The organism is Photorhabdus tasmaniensis, assembly GCF_011189505.1.
GTDB classification, from domain to species: domain Bacteria; phylum Pseudomonadota; class Gammaproteobacteria; order Enterobacterales; family Enterobacteriaceae; genus Photorhabdus; species Photorhabdus tasmaniensis.
Genome location: NZ_PUJU01000001.1, coordinates 52,045 through 71,005, shown reverse-complemented (window position 1 = coordinate 71,005; position 18,961 = coordinate 52,045). Strand labels below are relative to the sequence as shown.

At 47.3% G+C, this 18,961-nt stretch carries 15 protein-coding genes; 2 read left to right on the top strand and 13 right to left on the bottom strand.

Going from position 1 to position 18,961, the window contains the following annotated elements:
- Nucleotides 1-7: 7 nt before the first annotated feature.
- Nucleotides 8-4,258: a hotdog fold thioesterase gene (locus C5471_RS00300; RefSeq protein ID WP_133814242.1), complete on the top strand. Its 4,251-nt coding sequence runs from the start codon at nucleotides 8-10 to the stop codon at nucleotides 4,256-4,258.
- 2 nt (nucleotides 4,259-4,260) lie between these two features.
- Complete coding sequence (locus tag C5471_RS00295; RefSeq protein ID WP_133813603.1) at nucleotides 4,261-7,275, top strand: PfaD family polyunsaturated fatty acid/polyketide biosynthesis protein; 3,015 nt, start codon at nucleotides 4,261-4,263, stop codon at nucleotides 7,273-7,275.
- Between the two features lie 271 nt (nucleotides 7,276-7,546).
- Here C5471_RS00295 and C5471_RS00290 read toward each other — a convergent pair whose 3' ends face one another.
- The 13 genes from C5471_RS00290 to C5471_RS00230 all read right to left on the bottom strand — a co-directional run bounded on the left by C5471_RS00290 (nucleotide 7,547) and on the right by C5471_RS00230 (nucleotide 18,959).
- Entirely contained in the window at nucleotides 7,547-8,293 is a 747-nt protein-coding gene (locus C5471_RS00290) for an SDR family oxidoreductase (protein ID WP_133813604.1), read from the bottom strand.
- Nucleotides 8,294-8,510: 217 nt separating this feature from the next.
- Complete coding sequence (locus tag C5471_RS00285; RefSeq protein ID WP_133813605.1) at nucleotides 8,511-8,825, bottom strand: hypothetical protein; 315 nt, start codon at nucleotides 8,823-8,825, stop codon at nucleotides 8,511-8,513.
- Between the two features lie 45 nt (nucleotides 8,826-8,870).
- Entirely contained in the window at nucleotides 8,871-9,179 is a 309-nt protein-coding gene (locus tag C5471_RS00280) for a contact-dependent growth inhibition system immunity protein (RefSeq protein WP_133813606.1), read from the bottom strand.
- 44 nt (nucleotides 9,180-9,223) lie between these two features.
- On the bottom strand, nucleotides 9,224-9,808 hold the full coding sequence (locus C5471_RS00275; RefSeq protein WP_166295510.1) for a contact-dependent growth inhibition system immunity protein: 585 nt from the start codon (nucleotides 9,806-9,808) through the stop codon (nucleotides 9,224-9,226).
- A 17-nt stretch (nucleotides 9,809-9,825) separates the two neighbouring features.
- On the bottom strand, nucleotides 9,826-10,695 hold the full coding sequence (locus C5471_RS00270) for an RNase A-like domain-containing protein (protein WP_133813607.1): 870 nt from the start codon (nucleotides 10,693-10,695) through the stop codon (nucleotides 9,826-9,828).
- Nucleotides 10,696-10,697: 2 nt separating this feature from the next.
- Nucleotides 10,698-11,177 (bottom strand): Hcp family type VI secretion system effector, encoded by a 480-nt coding sequence (locus C5471_RS00265; RefSeq protein WP_133813608.1) that lies wholly within the window; start codon nucleotides 11,175-11,177, stop codon nucleotides 10,698-10,700.
- A 389-nt stretch (nucleotides 11,178-11,566) separates the two neighbouring features.
- The gene (locus tag C5471_RS00260) at nucleotides 11,567-11,884 is read right to left on the bottom strand and encodes a YjeO family protein (protein ID WP_133813609.1); all 318 of its coding nucleotides are present in this window, start codon (nucleotides 11,882-11,884) and stop codon (nucleotides 11,567-11,569) included.
- A 365-nt stretch (nucleotides 11,885-12,249) separates the two neighbouring features.
- A complete protein-coding gene (gene hpaA / locus C5471_RS00255; RefSeq protein WP_133813610.1) occupies nucleotides 12,250-13,140 on the bottom strand; it encodes a 4-hydroxyphenylacetate catabolism regulatory protein HpaA in 891 nt (296 codons plus the stop codon).
- Between the two features lie 26 nt (nucleotides 13,141-13,166).
- Entirely contained in the window at nucleotides 13,167-14,543 is a 1,377-nt protein-coding gene (gene hpaX, locus C5471_RS00250; RefSeq protein ID WP_133813611.1) for a 4-hydroxyphenylacetate permease, read from the bottom strand.
- 98 nt (nucleotides 14,544-14,641) lie between these two features.
- A complete protein-coding gene (hpaI, locus tag C5471_RS00245; RefSeq protein ID WP_133813612.1) occupies nucleotides 14,642-15,448 on the bottom strand; it encodes a 4-hydroxy-2-oxoheptanedioate aldolase in 807 nt (268 codons plus the stop codon).
- An 11-nt stretch (nucleotides 15,449-15,459) separates the two neighbouring features.
- Nucleotides 15,460-16,263: a 2-oxo-hept-4-ene-1,7-dioate hydratase gene (hpaH, locus tag C5471_RS00240; RefSeq protein ID WP_133813613.1), complete on the bottom strand. Its 804-nt coding sequence runs from the start codon at nucleotides 16,261-16,263 to the stop codon at nucleotides 15,460-15,462.
- 4 nt (nucleotides 16,264-16,267) lie between these two features.
- Nucleotides 16,268-17,740: an NAD-dependent succinate-semialdehyde dehydrogenase gene (locus tag C5471_RS00235; RefSeq protein ID WP_133813614.1), complete on the bottom strand. Its 1,473-nt coding sequence runs from the start codon at nucleotides 17,738-17,740 to the stop codon at nucleotides 16,268-16,270.
- Nucleotides 17,730-18,959, bottom strand: a complete 1,230-nt coding sequence (locus C5471_RS00230) for a Bcr/CflA family multidrug efflux MFS transporter (RefSeq protein WP_133813615.1) — start codon at nucleotides 18,957-18,959, stop codon at nucleotides 17,730-17,732. Before C5471_RS00230 ends, C5471_RS00235 begins: the two co-directional genes overlap by 11 nt.
- Between the last annotated feature and the right edge of the window lie 2 nt (nucleotides 18,960-18,961).

Sequence of the window (18,961 nt, the reverse complement as noted above, 5' to 3'; positions counted from 1 at the left end):
CTCTGTCATGGAAAATATTGCGATTGTGGGGCTGGGCTGTCTGTTTCCTGAGGCAGATACCATTGAAAAATACTGGGCAAACCTTTGCCTGAAAAATGATAGTACAACCCCGTTATCTGCTAAGGAAGTCGGTGTCGATCCTGCATTTTATTATCATCCAGTTTCAGGCACAGTTGATAAAATAAGTTATAACCGAAATGGACATGTTCGCGATTTTCACTTTGACGCGAAAGGCTATGCGTTGCCTGAGAATGAAATACTTACTTTGGACAATTTGTTTAAATGGACGATTTATACGGCGGCAGAGGCGCTGAATGATAGTGGATACCGTGATAAACAGGCCGTGTTAAAAAAGACCGGGTTGTTAATTGGTAATATAGGTATGCCGACGCATAGTGGCAAGCGTTTGATGAGTCCGTTTTACCATCGTTTATTAACGCCATATGTCCAGCAATTAATTGGACGCCCAGATTTCAGTTTCGATCAATTCTGGCCGGAAGAGGCGCATTCAGATCTTAACCTGATAACGGGTGGGCATAATGCCACCATCGCCGCCCAGGCATTGGGCTTGCAGGGGCCGAGTTATGCCCTGGATGCCGCTTGTTCATCGGCGCTTTACGCAATAAAAATGGCAGCAGATTACCTTGCTTTCGGCAAGGCAGAGATGATGCTGGTCGGCGCAGTTTGCCATGCCGATCATATCTATATTAACCAAGGGTTTAATATCCTGCGGGCCTTCCCGGATGGTGGTGCCTCGGTGCCCTTTGAACGCACCTCCGAAGGGTTGAAAGCGGGTGAGGGAGCTGGCATTGTGGCGATCAAACGTTATGCCGATGCCATTCGTGATAATGACAAAATTTATGGCGTAATTGAATCGATCGGTTTATCCAACGACGCTGGGGGCAAGCATATTCTGGTGCCGGATGCCAACGGACAGCGGTTGGCGCTGGAGCGTGCCTACCGCAACAGCAGTCCCGAGATAGATTATCTCGAATGCCATGCCACCGGCACCCCGGTGGGTGATCAAGTCGAGTTGGCGACGGTTGAAGCTTTCTTTGATTGTGCGAAAAAGAGGCTGCTGTTGGGGGCCAATAAGGCTAACAATGGTCACATGCTGACGGCGTCTGGTATGGGCAGTCTGTTGAAGGTGATCCTGGCTATGCAGCACGATCTGATTCCTGCGACCCTTGGTGTGCAGCAATTGGTGACCACGCCGGCTGGTCAGCTTAGTCTCGAACACGTGGTTCGTAGTACTCAGCCGTGGCCTGCTAATGGTCGGCCAAAGCGTGCCGGAATTAATGCGTTCGGCTTCGGCGGTGTCAATGCCCATATGGTGATCAGTGAGGATCATCCACGGTTGCGTGCCGCGCAAAGCGAATCTTGGAGCCCGTTGGTGATTGCGCCTCTGGCGCTGGTGGGTATTGGCGTACACTTGGCGCAGACGGAGGATACCGATACCCTGGATCAGGCGGTGCAACAAGGGACACAGCATTTGTATACGCTGCCGCCAACGCGCTGGATGGGCATTGAACAGCGTGCTGATGTGTTGGCTATGCGCGGGGTAGAGCAACCACCGCTAGGTTCCTACATTGAGAAATTTGAGTTCGATTGCAAACGTTTCAAGCTGCCGCCGAACGTAGTCGGCCCATATCTGCTTTCCCATCTATTTTTATTGCCGGTGGCCGAGCGTGCCTTCATTGACGCGGGTTATGCATTGGACGGTAGTAAACGCAACATTGCCGTGATTGTTGCCGGAGGAGTGGATTATGGCTGTTTACGTAGCCAGGCCCGTAATGAAATCAGCTGGCAATTGGCGCAGAGTCTGCGTAGTCACGACATCGAACTGCCTGACACCGATGTGCAGGCATTACAAACCATCTTGAAGGATAGCTTGTGCCCGACCCCGTACCCAGAGGGCATTACCGGTGGGATTGGTAACGTGGTGGCGAGTCGGCTTGCCGCTCACCTGCACCTGAATGGCCCGGTATTCTCGTTGTACAGTGAAGAGAGTGCGCCGTTCAAAGCTTTTGAACTGGCACAGTTCATGCTCGCCCGTCAACAGGTTGATGCCGTGATTGTTGCTAGCTGTAGTTTTGCCGGCGGGGTAGAAAACGTCTTGTGGGACCATCAGTCGTGTCAGGCGAATCAGGCGGTGGGTGATGGTGGCGGTGTCGTGGTGTTGCGGCGGGAACAGGATGCTCTGCGCGAGACCATTCCCATCTATGCGGTAGTTGAAGGTTTGGCGATCGGTCATGCGGCGGATCGCCAACTGGTGTTCAACGCCGACGAAGATGAGATGGTTATGGCGATGACGCAGGGGCTGGCGGCAGCGGGCTGCACCGAGGAACAGATAGATTACCTTGAGATTTACGCTGGTGGGCGGCCTAATGAGATTGCCATTGAGCTGGCCGCATTGGGCCGGGTGTATGCTTCGCCACAGCGCCAGGTGCCGCTGACCCTCGGTACACTGAAGGCGCACTATGGTCATCTGTCGGCGGCTAATGGTTTGCTGGGAATTATCAAAGCAGCGTTGCAACTTACCCAGCGCTATCTGCCGGCATTGCCCGATTATGCACAATCCACCCAGTTGACATACAGCGGCGGAGATCATTTTTCTTTGCCGAAGCAAACACAGTTCTGGCCGCAATCGGCACAGGGGTTGCGGCGTGCGGCAATCAACCATATCGGTATCGACCGCGCTTACAGTCATATGATCCTGCGCGAATCGCAGGATGGGCCGCGTGCTCGGCCTGCAAAAGCCACGGCACCGGCTGCGGGGGAGTTTAAGGTCACGGTCTATACCGCCAGGGAGAAAACGCTGGCTGATTTTATTATCAACGAAACCAATCTGGCATATTTCTCGGGTGCGGTGAACATCGCGACGAACCCTGATACCCAGGTGACTCCTGCGGCTACCGCGCTCAAGTACCTGGTGCGTAATGCACAAACCCAACTACAGTATTTGCGCCTTGAACAGTCTTATTATCAGTTGCTTAAACACATCCTCAGTGATCATTCCGCCGCCGCTGCCGCGAGTACGCCGCTGTTCGATGAGAGCCAGATTATTGAGCTGACTGACGGTTTGGTCGCAAATGTACTGGGGGTAGAGTATGCCAAGGTGGACTGTTATCCGGTACGCACTCGCATGCCGTCCCCGCCGTACCTGTTTGTCTCGCGTATTACCGCGCTGTCAGCGGTTAAGGATCGGCTTGAGCCTTGCTACATTGAGTGGGAGTACGATATTCCTGTTGATGCCTGGTATGTGGTGGACGGCAAGGCCCCGGCTTTTATCGTCCTGGAATCCTCCCACGCGCTGATAGTGGCCTTCACTGTCATCGGCTGTGATCACCTGTTCAAAGGGCTATTGGGCTACCGTGCGGTAGACAGTCAAACCACGGTGTACAGCGAGATGCCGAAGGCGGGTGAGGTGCTGCGTGGCCGGGTCGATATCAACTCCTGCGTGCGCGCTGGGGGGATGGTCTTGATTGCCTATGAATATTGCTGCTACGTCGGTGAGCGACTGGTGTTAAAACAGGTAGGTAACTCCGGCTTCTTTACCATGCGCGACATCGCCAAAGTCAGGCAGATAGATACCGCGCCGTATTTTGCCGCAGCAAAACTGGCCCAACCCTTCACGCCGCTGTTGCGCTGCCTGCGCCAACGTTTTGACGAACAGCATATCAGTGCTCTGATGCAAGGGGACATTGCCACCTGTTTTGGTCCGCAGTATGCCCATGACGGTGCCGTCAAATTTTCTGCTCCACATTCACGCATGCTCAGTCGGGTGCTGAATGTTGACTTATCCGGCGGGGCTTTTGGCCTGGGGGAGGTGATCGGTGAGATGGATATTGATCCCGAACACTGGGTATTCAAAGTGCATTTCAAAAACGATCCGGTCATGCCGGGCACGTTATTGGTTGAGGGTTGCGAACAGTTGGTAAAGTTCTACCTGTATTATCTTGGGCTGAACTCGCAAAGCGATTTGGTCTCCCACTCGCTGTACAACCTTCAGTGCAGCGCTAAATTTCGCAGTGAAGTAAAGTGCGAACGCGACGTGTTGCGTTATCGCCTGACCTGTAAATCGATCGATGCTCAGTACCAGGATGATAGCACTACTTTGACGGCTATCTCGCTGATCTTCATCGCTGAAATCATCTATCGCGGCAACGTCATTGGTCTGTGTGATAACTTGGGCACAGGCTTTACCCGGCGTCTGTCTCTGCCTTCCACTGCGGCGTTGTTGACACAGGGAGCATGAAAATGAGTCATCGTTTATCTGTTAACCAATCCAGTAGCCGATACCCAGCATCTGCGCGGCCGCTGACGGCGGGTTCCGCCAGTTTGTATGATCTTGAACACGCCCTGCAAGTGGTGCAATTGGGTGACGGGGTGGCGCTATTACCGGCCAATGAACCACTTCCTTCCGGGCAGGCGGTTGTGCTCGGTATGTTACCGGCGGTGACGGAAGCCGATCTGGGGGATAACAGTTTCCGCCGGGATTATGGCGTACGTCTGGCCTATTACGCAGGGGCGATGGCAAATGGCATTCATTCAGAAGAGATGGTGATCGCCCTGGGTCAGCACGGTATCCTTGGTATTTTAGGTGCTGGTGGGTTGAGCATTCCGCGCATTGCCGAGGCTATTACCACGCTGCGCCAGCACCTGCCCAACGGGCCATTTGGTGTTAACCTTCTGCACAACCCCGGCAACCCGGAGTGGGAAATGGCCTGTGTGCGGTTGTGCATGGAGCACCAGGTCAGGGTGGTTGAGGCCTCGGCCTATATCAAACTGAGCATGGCATTGGTGTACTACCGCACTTGTGGGCTGAAGTGGCAACAAGATGGCGGCATCCTGCGCCAAAACCGCATCATTGCTAAGGTATCACGCCGTGAGGTTGCTGAGTGTTTTTTGCGTCCGGCACCGGAAAATATCCTGAAAAAACTGCTGACTGAGGGGGTGATTACCGCAGAGCAGGCAGCGTTGGCGCGTCAAGTGCCGATGGCGGATGACATTACCGTGGAAGGAGACTCCGGTGGCCATACTGATCAAGGGGTACTGTCCTGTATCTTCCGCTCCGTGGTGCAGCTACGCGACGACATTGAGCACGAGTCCGGCCACCGTTTCCGGGTGCGGATTGGCGCGGCAGGCGGTTTGGGAACCCCTCACGCCATTCTGTCTGCTTTTGCCCTCGGCGCGGCGTATGTAGTGACCGGCTCAATAAACCAGGCTTGCGTGGAGGCTGGCACTTCTGAGACAGTAAAACAGATGTTAGGTAAGGCGCAGATAGGTGATGTGGCGACGGCGCCGTCGGCAGATATGTTTGAGCTGGGCGCTAAAGTACAGGTGCTGAAACTGGGCAGTATGTATGCGATACGCGCCCAGAAGCTCTACGCGCTGTATAAGCAGTACGACAGCTTGGACGTGCTCCCGGCTCAGGACGTGGCCCAGTTGGAAAAGCAGATCTTCCATAAGCCGCTGGCTGAAATCTGGCAGGAGACGGTGGCTTATTTCCAGCGTTGCAACCTGTCTGCGGTGATTGAAAAGGCGGAGCAGCAGCCAAAGAAAAAAATGGCGCTGCTGTTTCAGTGGTATCTCGGCCAGTCATCTGGTTGGGCGATAAACGGTGAAGCGACGCGCCATATGGATTATCAAATCTGGTGCGGTTCGGCGATGGGGGCGATGAACGAGTGGCTACAGGGCTCGCCACTGGAGGATGTGGCGCAACGCAAGGTGGCGGAACTTGCCTACTTGCTGATGAGTGGAGCTGCTTACCTGACTCGCATTGCACTGCTTGAGCTTATGCACGTCACGCTTCCGGAACCGGTTAAGCGGTATGCGCCGTTTAACTTATCCAAAGGTGTAGATCATGCTAACGGCAATTCGACACTAGAAACACAGGCGGAAAGTAAGCAATCTATGGACGCAGTAACAAAACTGTCATTGAAAAGTTCAAAGGAGTTTTATAACAAATGCTGGGATCTGCTGCCTGGTGGCACTCATTACAACTTCGACGATCCTAAACAGTCATTGGTGATCCCGTTCAACCGAGGGCGCAACTCGCGCGTCTGGGACCTGGATGGTAATGAACACCTCGATCTATTCTGTAAGTTCGGCGCACTGTTTGTTGGTCATCACAATGAAGCCTACAACGAGTCGCTAATTCAGTACATGGGCAAGGTCACATCGGTGGATACCTGCGATCTGGAAGTGGAAGTGTGTGAAACCATGGTGAAGCACATCCCCTGTGCCGAGATGGTCCGCTTCTGCCTGAGTGGTACCGAGGCAGTACAGAATGCGTTACGTTTGGCACGTGGCTTTACCGGTAAAAATTGCTTTGTTCATTTCCACGGCCATTACCATGGCAATGCCGATAACATGATGGGGTGGTGTCATGAGCAGGATCTTCACTATCCGCCGCCAGAGCAGTTTCAGGGCGATTTGCCCGATACCAGGGGACTTGAGAGCGATTCGATTGCTGGTCAGTCCTTTATGCTGCCGTGGAATGACATTGACGTGCTCGCGACGACTATTGAGCGCTATCACAACGAAATCGCTGCTGTGCTGATGGAGCCTATCTGTATCAACGGTGGCGGCATTTTCCCGCGTGAAGGCTATCTGGAGAAGGCCAAGGCGCTGTGTGAAAAATACAATATTGTGCTGATTTTTGATGAGGTTATCACCGGTGTGCGCTTAGGCCTCGGCGGTGCGCAGCAACTGCTGGGCGTCACCCCGCACCTGGCGACCTTCGGCAAGGCGTTGGGCGGTGGTGCAATACCGATTTCCGCCATTGTTGGCCGCCGCGACATCATGAACCTGTATACCCGTGGCAAAGTAATCCATACCGGTACTTTCAATGGTTATCCGCTGGGGCTGGCGGCTATCAAGGCAACTTTTTCACTGATTGAGCGTGATCTGGGTTGTTACGACCGCATGGCTGGCATTACTCGTCAACTCGCCAATGTTTTCGTCAAGGCGGCTGAAGCGGTTGATCTACCTCTGGTGATTCAGGGCATGCCAACCGCGCTGGTGTACCACTCCCAGCAGGAGCCGGTCGAGCAACCTCTGGATTATAGAGATAGGGTAAAGTTCTGCGGCGACATTATCCGTGAGACGGCTAAACACTACGGTATCCAATTCTCACCGTTGTCGCGTATCTATTCCAACTTGTTGATGTCACAGGATGATGTGCGCTTCTTCGAAGAACGCATCTTCGATGTCATGGCTAACGCCCGCAAGATTATTGACACTACTTTTAAAGAAGGGATTGATACATGAGCCGGCAAACTGTCTTCGCCACTGGTGCGGCAGGCAGTTTTGGTTCGGCGGTTGTCGAGGTACTGCTGGATATCGGCTATCTGGTGACCGCAGAGGATATACATTAAGCTGGATGAGCGTTCTGGCATATTATTTATCTAGGCAGCAGCAATTCGCCTTGTTATTAATATGCCAATTCAGCTGATTAATAATGGACTACAGATATTAACTTGGGGGTAATTGAAAATGTGGATCGTCTTTCATTCTCTGGTTTCTTTTCCAATTTGTCGTTTTATTTCCCTCCGGCTAGGTCAATAAAATTCCCGGTCACGTATGAGGCTTCATTCGATAATAACCAGGCTATAGCTTGTGCGACTTCTTCCGGTTGTCCGCCACGCTTCATTGGGAGAGAATTCTTCACTCGTTCAACCCGGTTTGGCTCGCCGCCATCAGTATGCATATCGGTATAAATAAATCTGGGGCGAACGGCATTTACCCGAATTCCCTGAGCTGCGACTTCCAGAGACAGGCCGATAGTTAAAGTATCAATTGCGCCTTTCGATGCTGCGTAGTCAATATATTCATGCGGTGCTCCCAGCCGGGATGCTGCTGATGAAACATTGACGATTGATCCACCTTGACCTCCATGCCGTAAAGACATTTTTTTAACGGCTTCCCGTGCACAGAGAAAACTGCCCACGACATTGGTGGCGAAAATATCATTTAAGCGATCAGCGGTTAATTGCTCAATAGACGCCTGTGGTTTAAGTATTCCGGCGTTATTGACCAAACCTGTTATGTATCCAAGTTCTGTATCGGTTCTCTGGAAAAGTTCGATAACTTGTTTTTCATCAGCGACATCGACTTGGATTGCGATAGCTTTACCACCCATCTGACAGATAATTTCGATGACTTCCAAAGCCTTATCTTGATTGGTATGGTAACCAATACCAATATGATGTCCCTTTTCTGCCAGATAAAAAGCTGTTGCACGACCAATGCCGCGTGATCCACCCGTAATTAATGTGATTTTTTGCATAGTTTTCTCATTTAATTAGATCAGTTATTTGTTCATTCTTATCTAAATAACTTTTTACTTTTTTTAGTGTGTAATTTAGAAAATTTAAAGTTACAGTTTCCCATATATCAGAATAAAAGTCATTACTATTGAGTAGCACTTTTGAAGTATAATAGATAATTATTTATTGCCTTCAAAAGCGTTTTTTATTCGAAAATTTTATGGGTTCAAGGTTGATTTATTTATCCTTTTTAAGGTGTTTGCTTATATAACTTTGCATTATTTTTGATGACTGATTCAGATGTTCTAATATGGCGGAAATGGTTTCCCATAACTTTGGAACAGCTGCATCATAATGATGGTTGCTAAAAAATCCTTTTATATTTTTAGCGTCACGGATAAGATGATTAATATTGTCTAATAATATTAGTGGTGCAATGTTAAGAAAGTTTCCTTGCAACTCATTTAATATTTCGTGAAATGATTCAAAATCATTCCTATCAATAGCATTTTTCAGCTTATCTATGTACTGCAATTTTTCTCTCATTTCCATTATATTTAACCTCTTTGTTTATTGTCACATTAAAAATTACTATGGTTAGTCATCTTTATCCAAATATTCTTGTGCTAATTTGGATACGTAATTTATAAATTCAAGAGCAGTGGTGTCCCACAGTTCAGGGCAAAAATCGGAGTCGTGATAGAGAAAATCAAATCTGTTCTCTACATTTTCGGATGTGTTAATAATAGAATCGATTTCTTCTATTAACCCTTTTATCATTCCTCGAGTTGCAACGTGAAGAAAATCATCGATAACGTCATTAAGCTCTGGTCCAGATATTATCGCATAATCTTGATTAAAATAAGCATACATAAAAATATCTAGAAAAGGATACTGTCCGTTCATTAAATTAAACCTCCTTGTCTACTGTTGCATTAAGAATACTATGATTAGTTATCATTATCTAAATAATCTTGTACTCTTTTTGATACATGATTTAGAAAGTCTAAAGCAGTAGTCTCCCATAAATCAGGGTTAAAATCATAACGATATAGTTCTCTGAATTCTTTTTCTAAATCTTTAGAATTATGGATAAAAGATTTGATCTCCTCTAATAATTCTTTTTTCATCCCTTTAGTTGTTGTTTCAAGATAGTCATTTATCGTATCGTCAATCTCTGGACCAGATATTATTTCGCAATCTTGATTAAAATAAGCGCCTATTAAACGATTGAGTTCCATTTTGTCCCCATTGAATTCTAAATAATCTTGTACTATTTCTGATACATGATTTAGAAAGTTTAAAGCAGTAGTTTTCCATAAATCAGAATTAAAACTATGACGATACAGTTCTTTGAATTCTCTTTCTACATCTTCGGAATTATGGATAAAGTAATCAATATCTTTTATTAGTTCTTTCATAAGCATGGGCGGTTCGCTATTTATATACTCAGTTATTACCTCATCTATTGTTGTTTCGCCAAATCTATTACAATCTTGGTTAAAATAAGTGCCGATTAAACGATTGAGTTCCATTTTTCTTCCCATATATTTCAATTAGACTTTGGAAATGCGGTCAATATATAATACGGTTGACCATTATATTCAGAGTGCATTAAAACGACTCTGACTTTATATAACTTTTCTACATTTTGTGATCCTCTAGTCACACTAATACCAATTGGGGTGCTTGAAGTATAATCTATTTCTAATCTTAATTCTTTTGGGGCATATTTTAACATGGAAGTTATTCTGATTTGATTATTTCTTAATACTTTTGAAATCACTGTCTCTGCGGTTTTTATATCATAAAAAGAACTTGATACTTCTATTTTTTTATTTGTTAAAAACCTCTCCCTCAACTCCTGCTCCGATAACCCAACATGTTTAGCCAAAGTATGACCACCTGGTTTTAATCCAGTCTCTGACTCATGCTCAATTAATTTAATCCTGCCTACCCGAATAGAGGCAACTCTAACAGCTCCCACTATTGAAGCAAATGATAACGGTACAGCGATATCAACGGTAAGACCTATTTCAGACGCGGTATAGTCATCAGCACCAAATTCTTTCGCTAAATCTACCGCCGCGCGATAAGTTTCCGTCATTGTTTCTCTGCCGGTTATCATTTGACTGGCAGAAGCATTCATTACATCAAGACTATGTGCCCCGATAATAACACAGGCCGCTTTAGTGAGTGTGGTCGGGTCGGGTACCAGACAAAGACCGCCGGCACCAATAAGTTCAACCACCCCGGCGGCTAAACCCGCGCGCCCTAATATTCGGTTACTCCAGGTTTCCTCTTCAGTAACGGTATTATCCGACAGAACTGCTGCCAACTGAACCGGCGAAAAAACAATGCGTAACCCATTTTCAGATTCTGAATCAACAGCATCATCAGTCAAATAATTGACGTTATTCATGGTTAATAGATCCTGTCATCCCAGAAGCTATAAGAACCTGTTGAACAAGCAAGATTGTTCCAGGTGATATTCTTGTAAGTGAAACAGATAACTTCTTGTGGTGTGCCTGCATTATTGTCTTTGGAGTGCGGGTAATTGGATTTTATGCTGGATATAAAAGCATGGCCTAGCCTGATAGAATAGTATTTTTCTAACCCTCCGGTTGGCGATGTTCGGTACAATTCAAATAAACATTCCAGTTCTTCATTTTCAGAAAAACACTGTGCCAATAAAGGCGAAGATTTATCGATAGGCTTTATTATCATGACCGGATGATGAGAAGCATGTTGCTCTCGGGTCATTAAATGTTGAAGCGTGTAAATGAAGATTTCATTTTCATGACCATGCTGGTAATGATTGCCGATAGAGTTTAAAGAGCCGCAGCCAGCGGAGATCAAACCCTGTTTTTTACCTTTCAGTGTTAAATAAATTATATTCGCCATATTGGTTGCTCCTTATACTGTTTGTTTGATTCTTATGTAGGGTGTGTAGAAAAGTCAACCAAAAATTTATAAATTTGAAATAATTTACATTCATAAGGCGGATACAAAAGAAATATGGCGAAAAAATAGGGTCGATATTATCAATGCTATCAGGTTATTTATTTTTTTTATATCATATGGTTAGTGATAATGAGATAGTTATTTTTTTCATAAAGAGATGTTTATAAAGACATTTTTAATTCTGTGATTTCTATGTGATTTGAATATCAGGAAATACGTGGTTTTCAAATGCCACGATTATCATAAAATCAAAGTATAAAATGGATTTAAAACCCGACAGGATATTTAGGTAGCATCTGATAGCTGCTACCTATTTATTTGAAATTATTTTAAATACATACCATTAGTCTGATAAAAAACCGCCATATCCAATATCCCAGTAACGTAAATGTAATGACATTAAGGGAACGTGATTTGAATCTTTTCTTTGCAGTTGCATAAATTAATGGCGATATAATCAGTAAGCATGTTGGTGCAAATAGATCACGGTTATCATCTATAAGTGCTCTATAAATAGCACAGATGTTATTTAAATCCTTACCAACTACGTAGTGTTCTTCTTCTAAATAAGACATCAAAAATATAAATAACGCGCAAAAAATGGCATAGCTGATATTTAAAGCTAAAGCGATAGCTAATTTGCTCATTCTGAAACTCTCATTATTAAATGCATTGTCTTTTCTCTATTTCCACAAATAGTAAAATAGCGGTTTTTCCTTAGTATCAGCACTCCGGTCGCCATTAACTTATCCTTAATAGTTCCAGTAAGTCATATAACTCCAGTATATTCATAATTTTAATTCTGGGAAGAGATTTTGTAACAAAAATGATTAAATTTTGGGTGATCTGATAGCGGGAAATATAAAGATTTAAAAGATAGATAGCGTAGTAATCGTCACCTCATTTGTAGTTTAAGGTAAAGATTTTTTATCGATATTAAAACTTTCAAGTTTCATATTTTCATTATGGTTGGAATAAAAAGTGCCTATCTTGCTATAAAGAGTATTGCTGTTTATGTTTCGCGAGTATTTTTTTCCCGCCAAAGGCTGGGAGAACAGCCTACTAATCGATTAAAAAAGCGGGCAAAATAGGCGGGATCCTTAAATCCAAGCTGATAAGCAACTTCAAATACAGCGCAATCACTGAAGAGTAATAACCGTTTGGCTTCACGTAGTTGACGGTCGAAAATTAATCGTTTAGGTGGGCGATTGGCAAACCGACGGCACATATCCTTTAACCGCGATTCGGTAATTCCTAGCTTATGGGCATATTCCGGTACGGAAAGATGATGACGATAATAGTTGTCTATTAATTGGTGAAATCGCTGAAATAATCTAATTTCCCCGCGTACCCCATTAACGGGGTGGTCATCAAGGGGAATATTGCGCAATAGCAGGGCGAATAGCGCTTGTGCTAAAAATGTCAGTGATTGTGTCCTCCCGATAAAGTTATTGGATGATTCGCGAGCTATTAACGCCCAATAATGGTTAAAAGCTTCCAGCTCTTCCGGTTTATCTGCGACAGATAAGCAAATCGCCGGAATATCCAGAATATCTTTGTTGGCAGGATAGAGGGATTCTAATAGTGGCAATATCAATTCCTGCCGCACGGTAAGTACATATCCGTCACTGTCATCCTGAGTAAAGAAAGCATGAGGAACGGAGGGCGGCGTCAGAATAAACAGCGGTGCCTGTACAGAATAGTGTTGATCATCCAGCTGCAATTCAATGTGGCCGGTAATCAAAAAATGAAGCTGGAAGAAACCGTCATGACGATGAGCTTGCATATCACGACCGAAAAATGCCGCCATCCGGCCAAAAGTTTGGTAATGCACATCATCTGTGCCTTGGGTCTCATCATAATCTTTACTGATATCAATATTGGCAATGATAGGCCCGGTCATGAGGGTTTTTCCTTTATTATTGAAAATTACGTTGTTGCTTTCGGTCTGGAATGTTTCATTGGGATCGCACAAATAATGGCTGCGCCAATGACCAGTAATCCGGCAACAAAATAGAGACCCGTATTAAAGCTTCCTGTCTGATCTTTCAGCCAGCCGATTAATAGCGGACTGAGGGCTGAACCTATGTTACCTGTGGCGCTAATAACTGCAATACCGATCGCTCTGGCGCGTAAGCTGATAGCTTGATCCGGCGTTGTCCAGAAGACCGCCATTGCGGTAAATGAACCGGTTGAAGCCATAATAATCCCAATCAACTGAATGAGACTGTGGTTGGTCAGTGAGGTCAATATCCAGCCCATAGCAGCGAACAAATAGGGCAGAGCGGTATGCATTTTACGTTCTCGTAACCGGTCAGAACGGCGGCTCCAATAAACCATCCCGATGATGGTACAAAACTGAGGAATGGCGGTCAAAATACCGATCATGATGTTACTGCTGCCCTGATTGAAGCTTTGCACAATCTGCGGCGTCCAGATATTAATCGCGCTCAGTGTGTTGGTCAGGCAGAAATAGGACAGGGTATACATCAGCATAATCGGTGTGAAAATCTCATGCCATATACTGCATTTTTGCATAGCCTGATGAGTTGATGAGCCTGCCGGTTGAGCCGGAGCAGGTTGGTCGTTATCCATCATCTCTTGTAAGCATTTTTTATCTTCATCAGTCAGCCATTTGGCTCGCTTTGGTGAATCATCAAGGTAGAACCAAACAATAATCCCCAGTAAGACCGAAGGAAAACCTTCCAGCAGGAACAGCCATTGCCAGCCGTGAAGGTTCATCAGGCCATCCATTGCCAGAATGTAACCGGAAGCCAGAGAACCAAACGCCATGGTCACCGGCATTGCCACCATAAACAGCGCATTGGCACGGGCGCGATAGTGAGCCGGGAACCAGTAGGTCAGATAGAACAGGATACCCGGTACGAAGCCCGCTTCGGCGATACCGACCAGCATACGCAAGATGTACAGACTGGTTGGCCCGGTGGCGAACATGGTGGCGGTGGAGGAGATCCCCCAGAGCACCATGATCGTGGCTATCCAGCGTCGCGCCCCGACAATACTGAGCATGATATTACTGGGAATACCGAAGATGACATAAGTGGCATAGAACAGCGTTGCGGCCAGACCGAACATCGTCGCGTTCAGCCCAAGATCTTTGCCCATGGTCAGGCCGGCAAACCCGATATTAATTCGATCCAGAAACGAGAATACAAATAAGACGAACAGGAAAATAATCAGGCGACGGAATAGCTTGTTAATGACAGATTGCTGTTGTGCCGTTAGCTGTTTATGTTGACCCGCCGGGAGATCCGGCTGTTGCGCGGCAGTGGATGAATCGCTCATTGTCATTTTCCTTAATCTACTGTTTTATATGTATTACGTTGTTTAGGAAATCAAAAGCTTATCGGGTAAATTGGTTGTTAATACTGTGATTGCTGAGATTAATAGACACTGGATGCAGGTGCTGCCGGAAGGTCTTTACCTGCGCCAAACCGTGCCGCCAGCGCTTCTGCCGCACGAGCCAGTAACGTTGTGTCGATACCAACAGCGACAAACAACGCGCCGAGTTTCAGGTAATGTTCAGCAACATCAGGTGCTGACATCAGAATACCCGGTGCTTTACCCGCCGTTTTGATTTGAGCGATAGCCTGCTCAATCGCCGCTTTCACTTCGGGGTGATGTGGATTATTGGTAAAACCCATATCAGAACTTAGATCCGCCGGGCCGATAAAAACACCATCCACACCGTCTACTTTAAGAATCTCCGGCAAGTTACGCAGTGCTTCGCGGGTTTCTACCTGAACCAGAACGCATATTTCATCATTGGCGCGATGCAGGTAATCAGGGATCCGGTTCCAGTGGGTAGCTCTTGCCAGAGCGCTGCCCACGCCACGAATACCCTCCGGTGGGTAACGGGTGGCACGAACCGCTTCGTAAGCCTGTTCGGCATTTTGTATCATGGGTATGAGTAAGTTTTGAGCACCCACATCCAGCAGCTGCTTGATGATCACCAGATCATTCCAGGGCGGGCGTACAACCGGATGGCTTGGATAAGGTGCGACTGCTTGCAATTGGCTCAGAATAGTCTGAACGTTATTCGGCGCATGTTCGCCATCAATCAGCAGCCAGTCGAAACCGGCTCCGGCCACTAATTCTGCGCTGTAGGAGCTGCAAAGCCCCAGCCATAAGCCGATTTGTGGACGGCCTGCTTTTAACGCCTGTTTAAATTTGTTGGTTAATCGATCCATATTTCTCCCCCTTAAACGAAACGGCAACTGATGGAACCGAGTGGGCCGTAATCCACATGGAAAGTATCCCCTTTACGTGCCGGAACCGGGCGGGTAAAAGATCCGCCAAGGATGATTTGCCCTGCTTCAAGTTGAACACCGTGTGGTGCCAGTTTGTTTGCTAACCAGGCAACACCGTTAGCCGGGTGATTAAGTACTGCTGCTGCGACCCCTGATTCTTCAATTACGCCATTGCGATAGAGCAGGGCGCTGATCCAGCGCAGATCAAACTCGTCTGGCTTAATCGGGCGGCCACCCATAATCACACCGCCGTTGGCGGCATTATCAGAAATCGTATCGAACACTTTGCGCGGGCGTTGGGTTTCCGGATCGATGTTGTGGCAACGAGCGTCGATCAATTCCAGCGCCGGAATGACATAATCTGTCGCATTGTAAACATCAAACAGGGTGCAATTCGGGCCACGCAACGGTTTTGCCAGTATGAATGCCAGTTCGACTTCAATACGGGGCACAATAAAGCGGTCGCATGGAATATCGCTGCCATCAGGGAAAAACATATCATCCAGCAGAGCGCCATAGTCTGGTTCGCTGATTTGTGAACTGGCTTGCATGGCTTTGGAGGTCAGGCCAATTTTGTGGCCTTTGAGTACGCGACCTTCCGCAATTTTCAAATTCACCCATTCACGCTGGATGGCATAAGCGTCGTCAATGGTGATTTTAGGGTGATCTAACGAGATCTGGCGTATTTGCACACGACTTTTCTCTGCCTGATGCAGACGGTGTGCAACCTGTGATACGACTTCTTTCTGTAACATGCGGTTAAGCTCCTGTGTCTTCTATGCCACCAAAGCAGAGGTATTTCACTTCCAGATAATCTTCGATACCGTAACGTGAACCTTCACGTCCCAGCCCCGATTGTTTAATGCCGCCAAATGGCGCGACTTCATTAGAAATCAAACCTTCATTGATGCCGACCATACCGCTTTCCAGCGCTTCTGCCACACGGTAGATCCGGCCGATATCACGGGAGTAAAAATAAGCCGCCAGGCCGAATTCAGTATCATTTGCCAGATGAATGGCTTCTGCCTCATCACGGAATTTGAAGAGGGGTGCGATAGGCCCGAATGTTTCCTCACGGGAGATAAGCATGGATTCAGTGACGTCAACCAGCACGGTAGGTTCGAAGAATAAACCGCCCAGAGCGTGTGATTTGCCGCCAGCCAGTATGCGTGCGCCATGAGAAACGGCATCACTGAGGTGTTCTTGCACTTTATCGACAGCTGCTTGATTGATCAGCGGGCCTTGCTGTGATTTGACATCGCTGGCCGGGCCAACTTGCAACGCATTGACTGCTTGTGCCAGACGTTCTGCGAAGGTGTCATAAATGGTTTCCTGAACCAGGATACGGTTAGCGCAAACGCATGTTTGACCGCTGTTGCGGAATTTAGCGGTAAGTGCACCCTGTACAGCGGCATCAATATCTGCGTCATCGAAAACAATAAATGGCGCATTGCCACCCAGTTCCAGTGACAGCTTTTTCACCGTATCGGCGCTTTGGGCCATCAGTAATTTGCCGACACCCGTTGAGCCGGTAAACGAGAGTTTGCGCACAATCGGGCTTTGGGTCATAACACTGCCGATAGCTTTAGCATCTTTTCCGGTGACAACATTCAGTACGCCAGCGGGGATGCCCGCTTGTTCAGCCAGTGCGGCTAAAGCCAGAGCTGAAAGTGGTGTTTCTGCGGCGGGTTTCAGTACCACCGTACAGCCAGCGGCCAGTGCCGGGCCAACTTTGCGAGCGATCATGGCATTAGGGAAGTTCCATGGCGTAATGGCAGCGACAACGCCGATAGGCTGTTTGATCGTGATGATCCGGCGACCGGGCAGCGGGCTTGGGATCGTTTCACCATAGGTCCGTTTACCTTCTTCCGCAAACCACTCAATGAAACTGGCACCATAAGCGATCTCTCCCATCGCTTCCGCCTGCGGTTTCCCTTGCTCCAGACTCAACAATTCTGCCAGAGCCTGTTGATTTTCCATCATTAACCGAAACCAGCGTTGCAGAAGCTGGCTGCGTTGTTTGGCGGTCATTGCTCTCCAGGCAGGCAGGGCTTGTTGAGCGGCGGCAATTGCCCGTTCTGTTTCCGCCGCGCCCATATTACTGACGTGTGCAATAACCTCGCCATTTGCCGGGTTAGTCACCTTAAACGTGACTTTGTTATCGGCATCGATCCATTGCCCGTTGATATAAGCTTGCTGGCGTAATAGTTCTGTATTCACATTATTTGTCATTGTTTTTTTCTCCTGAAAGCACTTGGATGAATTGCGTCTGTTGGTGAGAAGGTGCCAGTAGCTGGCATAACCAACTCAACCCGGCGCAAACGGCCATCACAAGGGCCATAGCAAAAGGGGTTTCATCTTGTAATAAAGAGACGGCAACGCTGGCGAGTGCCGCCATTGCGAATTGCGAAGAGATAGCGAGTGCGCTAGCGCTGCCGGCAAGTTGACCACGATGTTGAAGCAATAGGGAGAGGCCGTTAGTACCAATGGCATTAACCAGCGATATTACCAGCATGACCAAAATAACGATAACAGTCAGATTTTGCTGATGAAAAATAACCAGCAAAATACCAAACAGTAATTGAGCGCTGGTTTGGATAAATAACAGACCAGAAAGATTATAAAATTTCAGTAACTGAACATTGATCAGCACCATCGCTATCATGCCCAGTGCATTACAGCCGAACAGTAATCCATAGTAGTTCGCCGGAACCTGAAAGTAATTGATATAGACGAAAGGTGAACCACTGATAAAAGCGAACATGGCGGCGCAAGTGAAGGCCAATGTGCCGATAGTTGCCATTGCTTCACGGTCAGTCAGCAATTTGCCGTAGTTTTTAAACGCAGTGATAAGTTTTCCACCATCATTATTAGCAGGCAGCGTTTCTGGCAACAAAAATAATAATAATAACCCACTGATACAACCGACCAGCGTCAGCAAAATAAATATGGCCTGCCAGTTGAAATAGGTTAATAGTAAACCCCCGAGTAAGGGGGCGATAAGTGGCGCGATCATTGTCACCAGCGTCATCAGTGACAGCACCCGGGGTAATTCCGCTGGGCGATAGATATCACGGGCGATGGCTCGGGCCATAACAACTGCCGCGCCGCTGCCAAATGCCTGTAATGCACGCAGTAAAATCAAATGTTCAACTTGCGTCACCCATGTACACGCCACACTGGCGACGACGAATAACGCCATACCACTGAGCAACAGCTTTCTGCGTCCTAAACGGTCGCTCAATGGGCCATATAACAGCATGCCAATGCAAAAACCGGCGAAAAATGCGCCCAGAGTATATTGCATTTGCCCTTGTGTCGCCTGTAGTTGCCTTGCCATTTCCGGCAAGGCTGGCAGGTACATATCAATCGACAAAGGCCCGAATGCCACCAGCGCACCCAATAATGGGATCAGCCAGCGTGGGGGATGTTGATTAAAGGGCTTCGGCATCA

Coding starts and splice junctions, on each gene's coding strand:
- hpaI (WP_133813612.1), bottom strand. CDS start 15,448: ATGGATCGATTAACCAACAAATTTAAACAGGCGTTAAAAGCAGGCCGT.
- C5471_RS00300 (WP_133814242.1), top strand. CDS start 8: ATGGAAAATATTGCGATTGTGGGGCTGGGCTGTCTGTTTCCTGAGGCA.
- C5471_RS00265 (WP_133813608.1), bottom strand. CDS start 11,177: ATGGCGAATATAATTTATTTAACACTGAAAGGTAAAAAACAGGGTTTG.
- C5471_RS00230 (WP_133813615.1), bottom strand. CDS start 18,959: ATGCCGAAGCCCTTTAATCAACATCCCCCACGCTGGCTGATCCCATTA.
- hpaX (WP_133813611.1), bottom strand. CDS start 14,543: ATGAGCGATTCATCCACTGCCGCGCAACAGCCGGATCTCCCGGCGGGT.
- C5471_RS00295 (WP_133813603.1), top strand. CDS start 4,261: ATGAGTCATCGTTTATCTGTTAACCAATCCAGTAGCCGATACCCAGCA.
- C5471_RS00275 (WP_166295510.1), bottom strand. CDS start 9,808: ATGGAACTCAATCGTTTAATCGGCACTTATTTTAACCAAGATTGTAAT.
- C5471_RS00285 (WP_133813605.1), bottom strand. CDS start 8,825: ATGGAAATGAGAGAAAAATTGCAGTACATAGATAAGCTGAAAAATGCT.
- C5471_RS00290 (WP_133813604.1), bottom strand. CDS start 8,293: ATGCAAAAAATCACATTAATTACGGGTGGATCACGCGGCATTGGTCGT.
- C5471_RS00260 (WP_133813609.1), bottom strand. CDS start 11,884: ATGAGCAAATTAGCTATCGCTTTAGCTTTAAATATCAGCTATGCCATT.
- C5471_RS00280 (WP_133813606.1), bottom strand. CDS start 9,179: ATGAACGGACAGTATCCTTTTCTAGATATTTTTATGTATGCTTATTTT.
- C5471_RS00270 (WP_133813607.1), bottom strand. CDS start 10,695: ATGAATAACGTCAATTATTTGACTGATGATGCTGTTGATTCAGAATCT.
- C5471_RS00235 (WP_133813614.1), bottom strand. CDS start 17,740: ATGACAAATAATGTGAATACAGAACTATTACGCCAGCAAGCTTATATC.
- hpaA (WP_133813610.1), bottom strand. CDS start 13,140: ATGACCGGGCCTATCATTGCCAATATTGATATCAGTAAAGATTATGAT.
- hpaH (WP_133813613.1), bottom strand. CDS start 16,263: ATGTTACAGAAAGAAGTCGTATCACAGGTTGCACACCGTCTGCATCAG.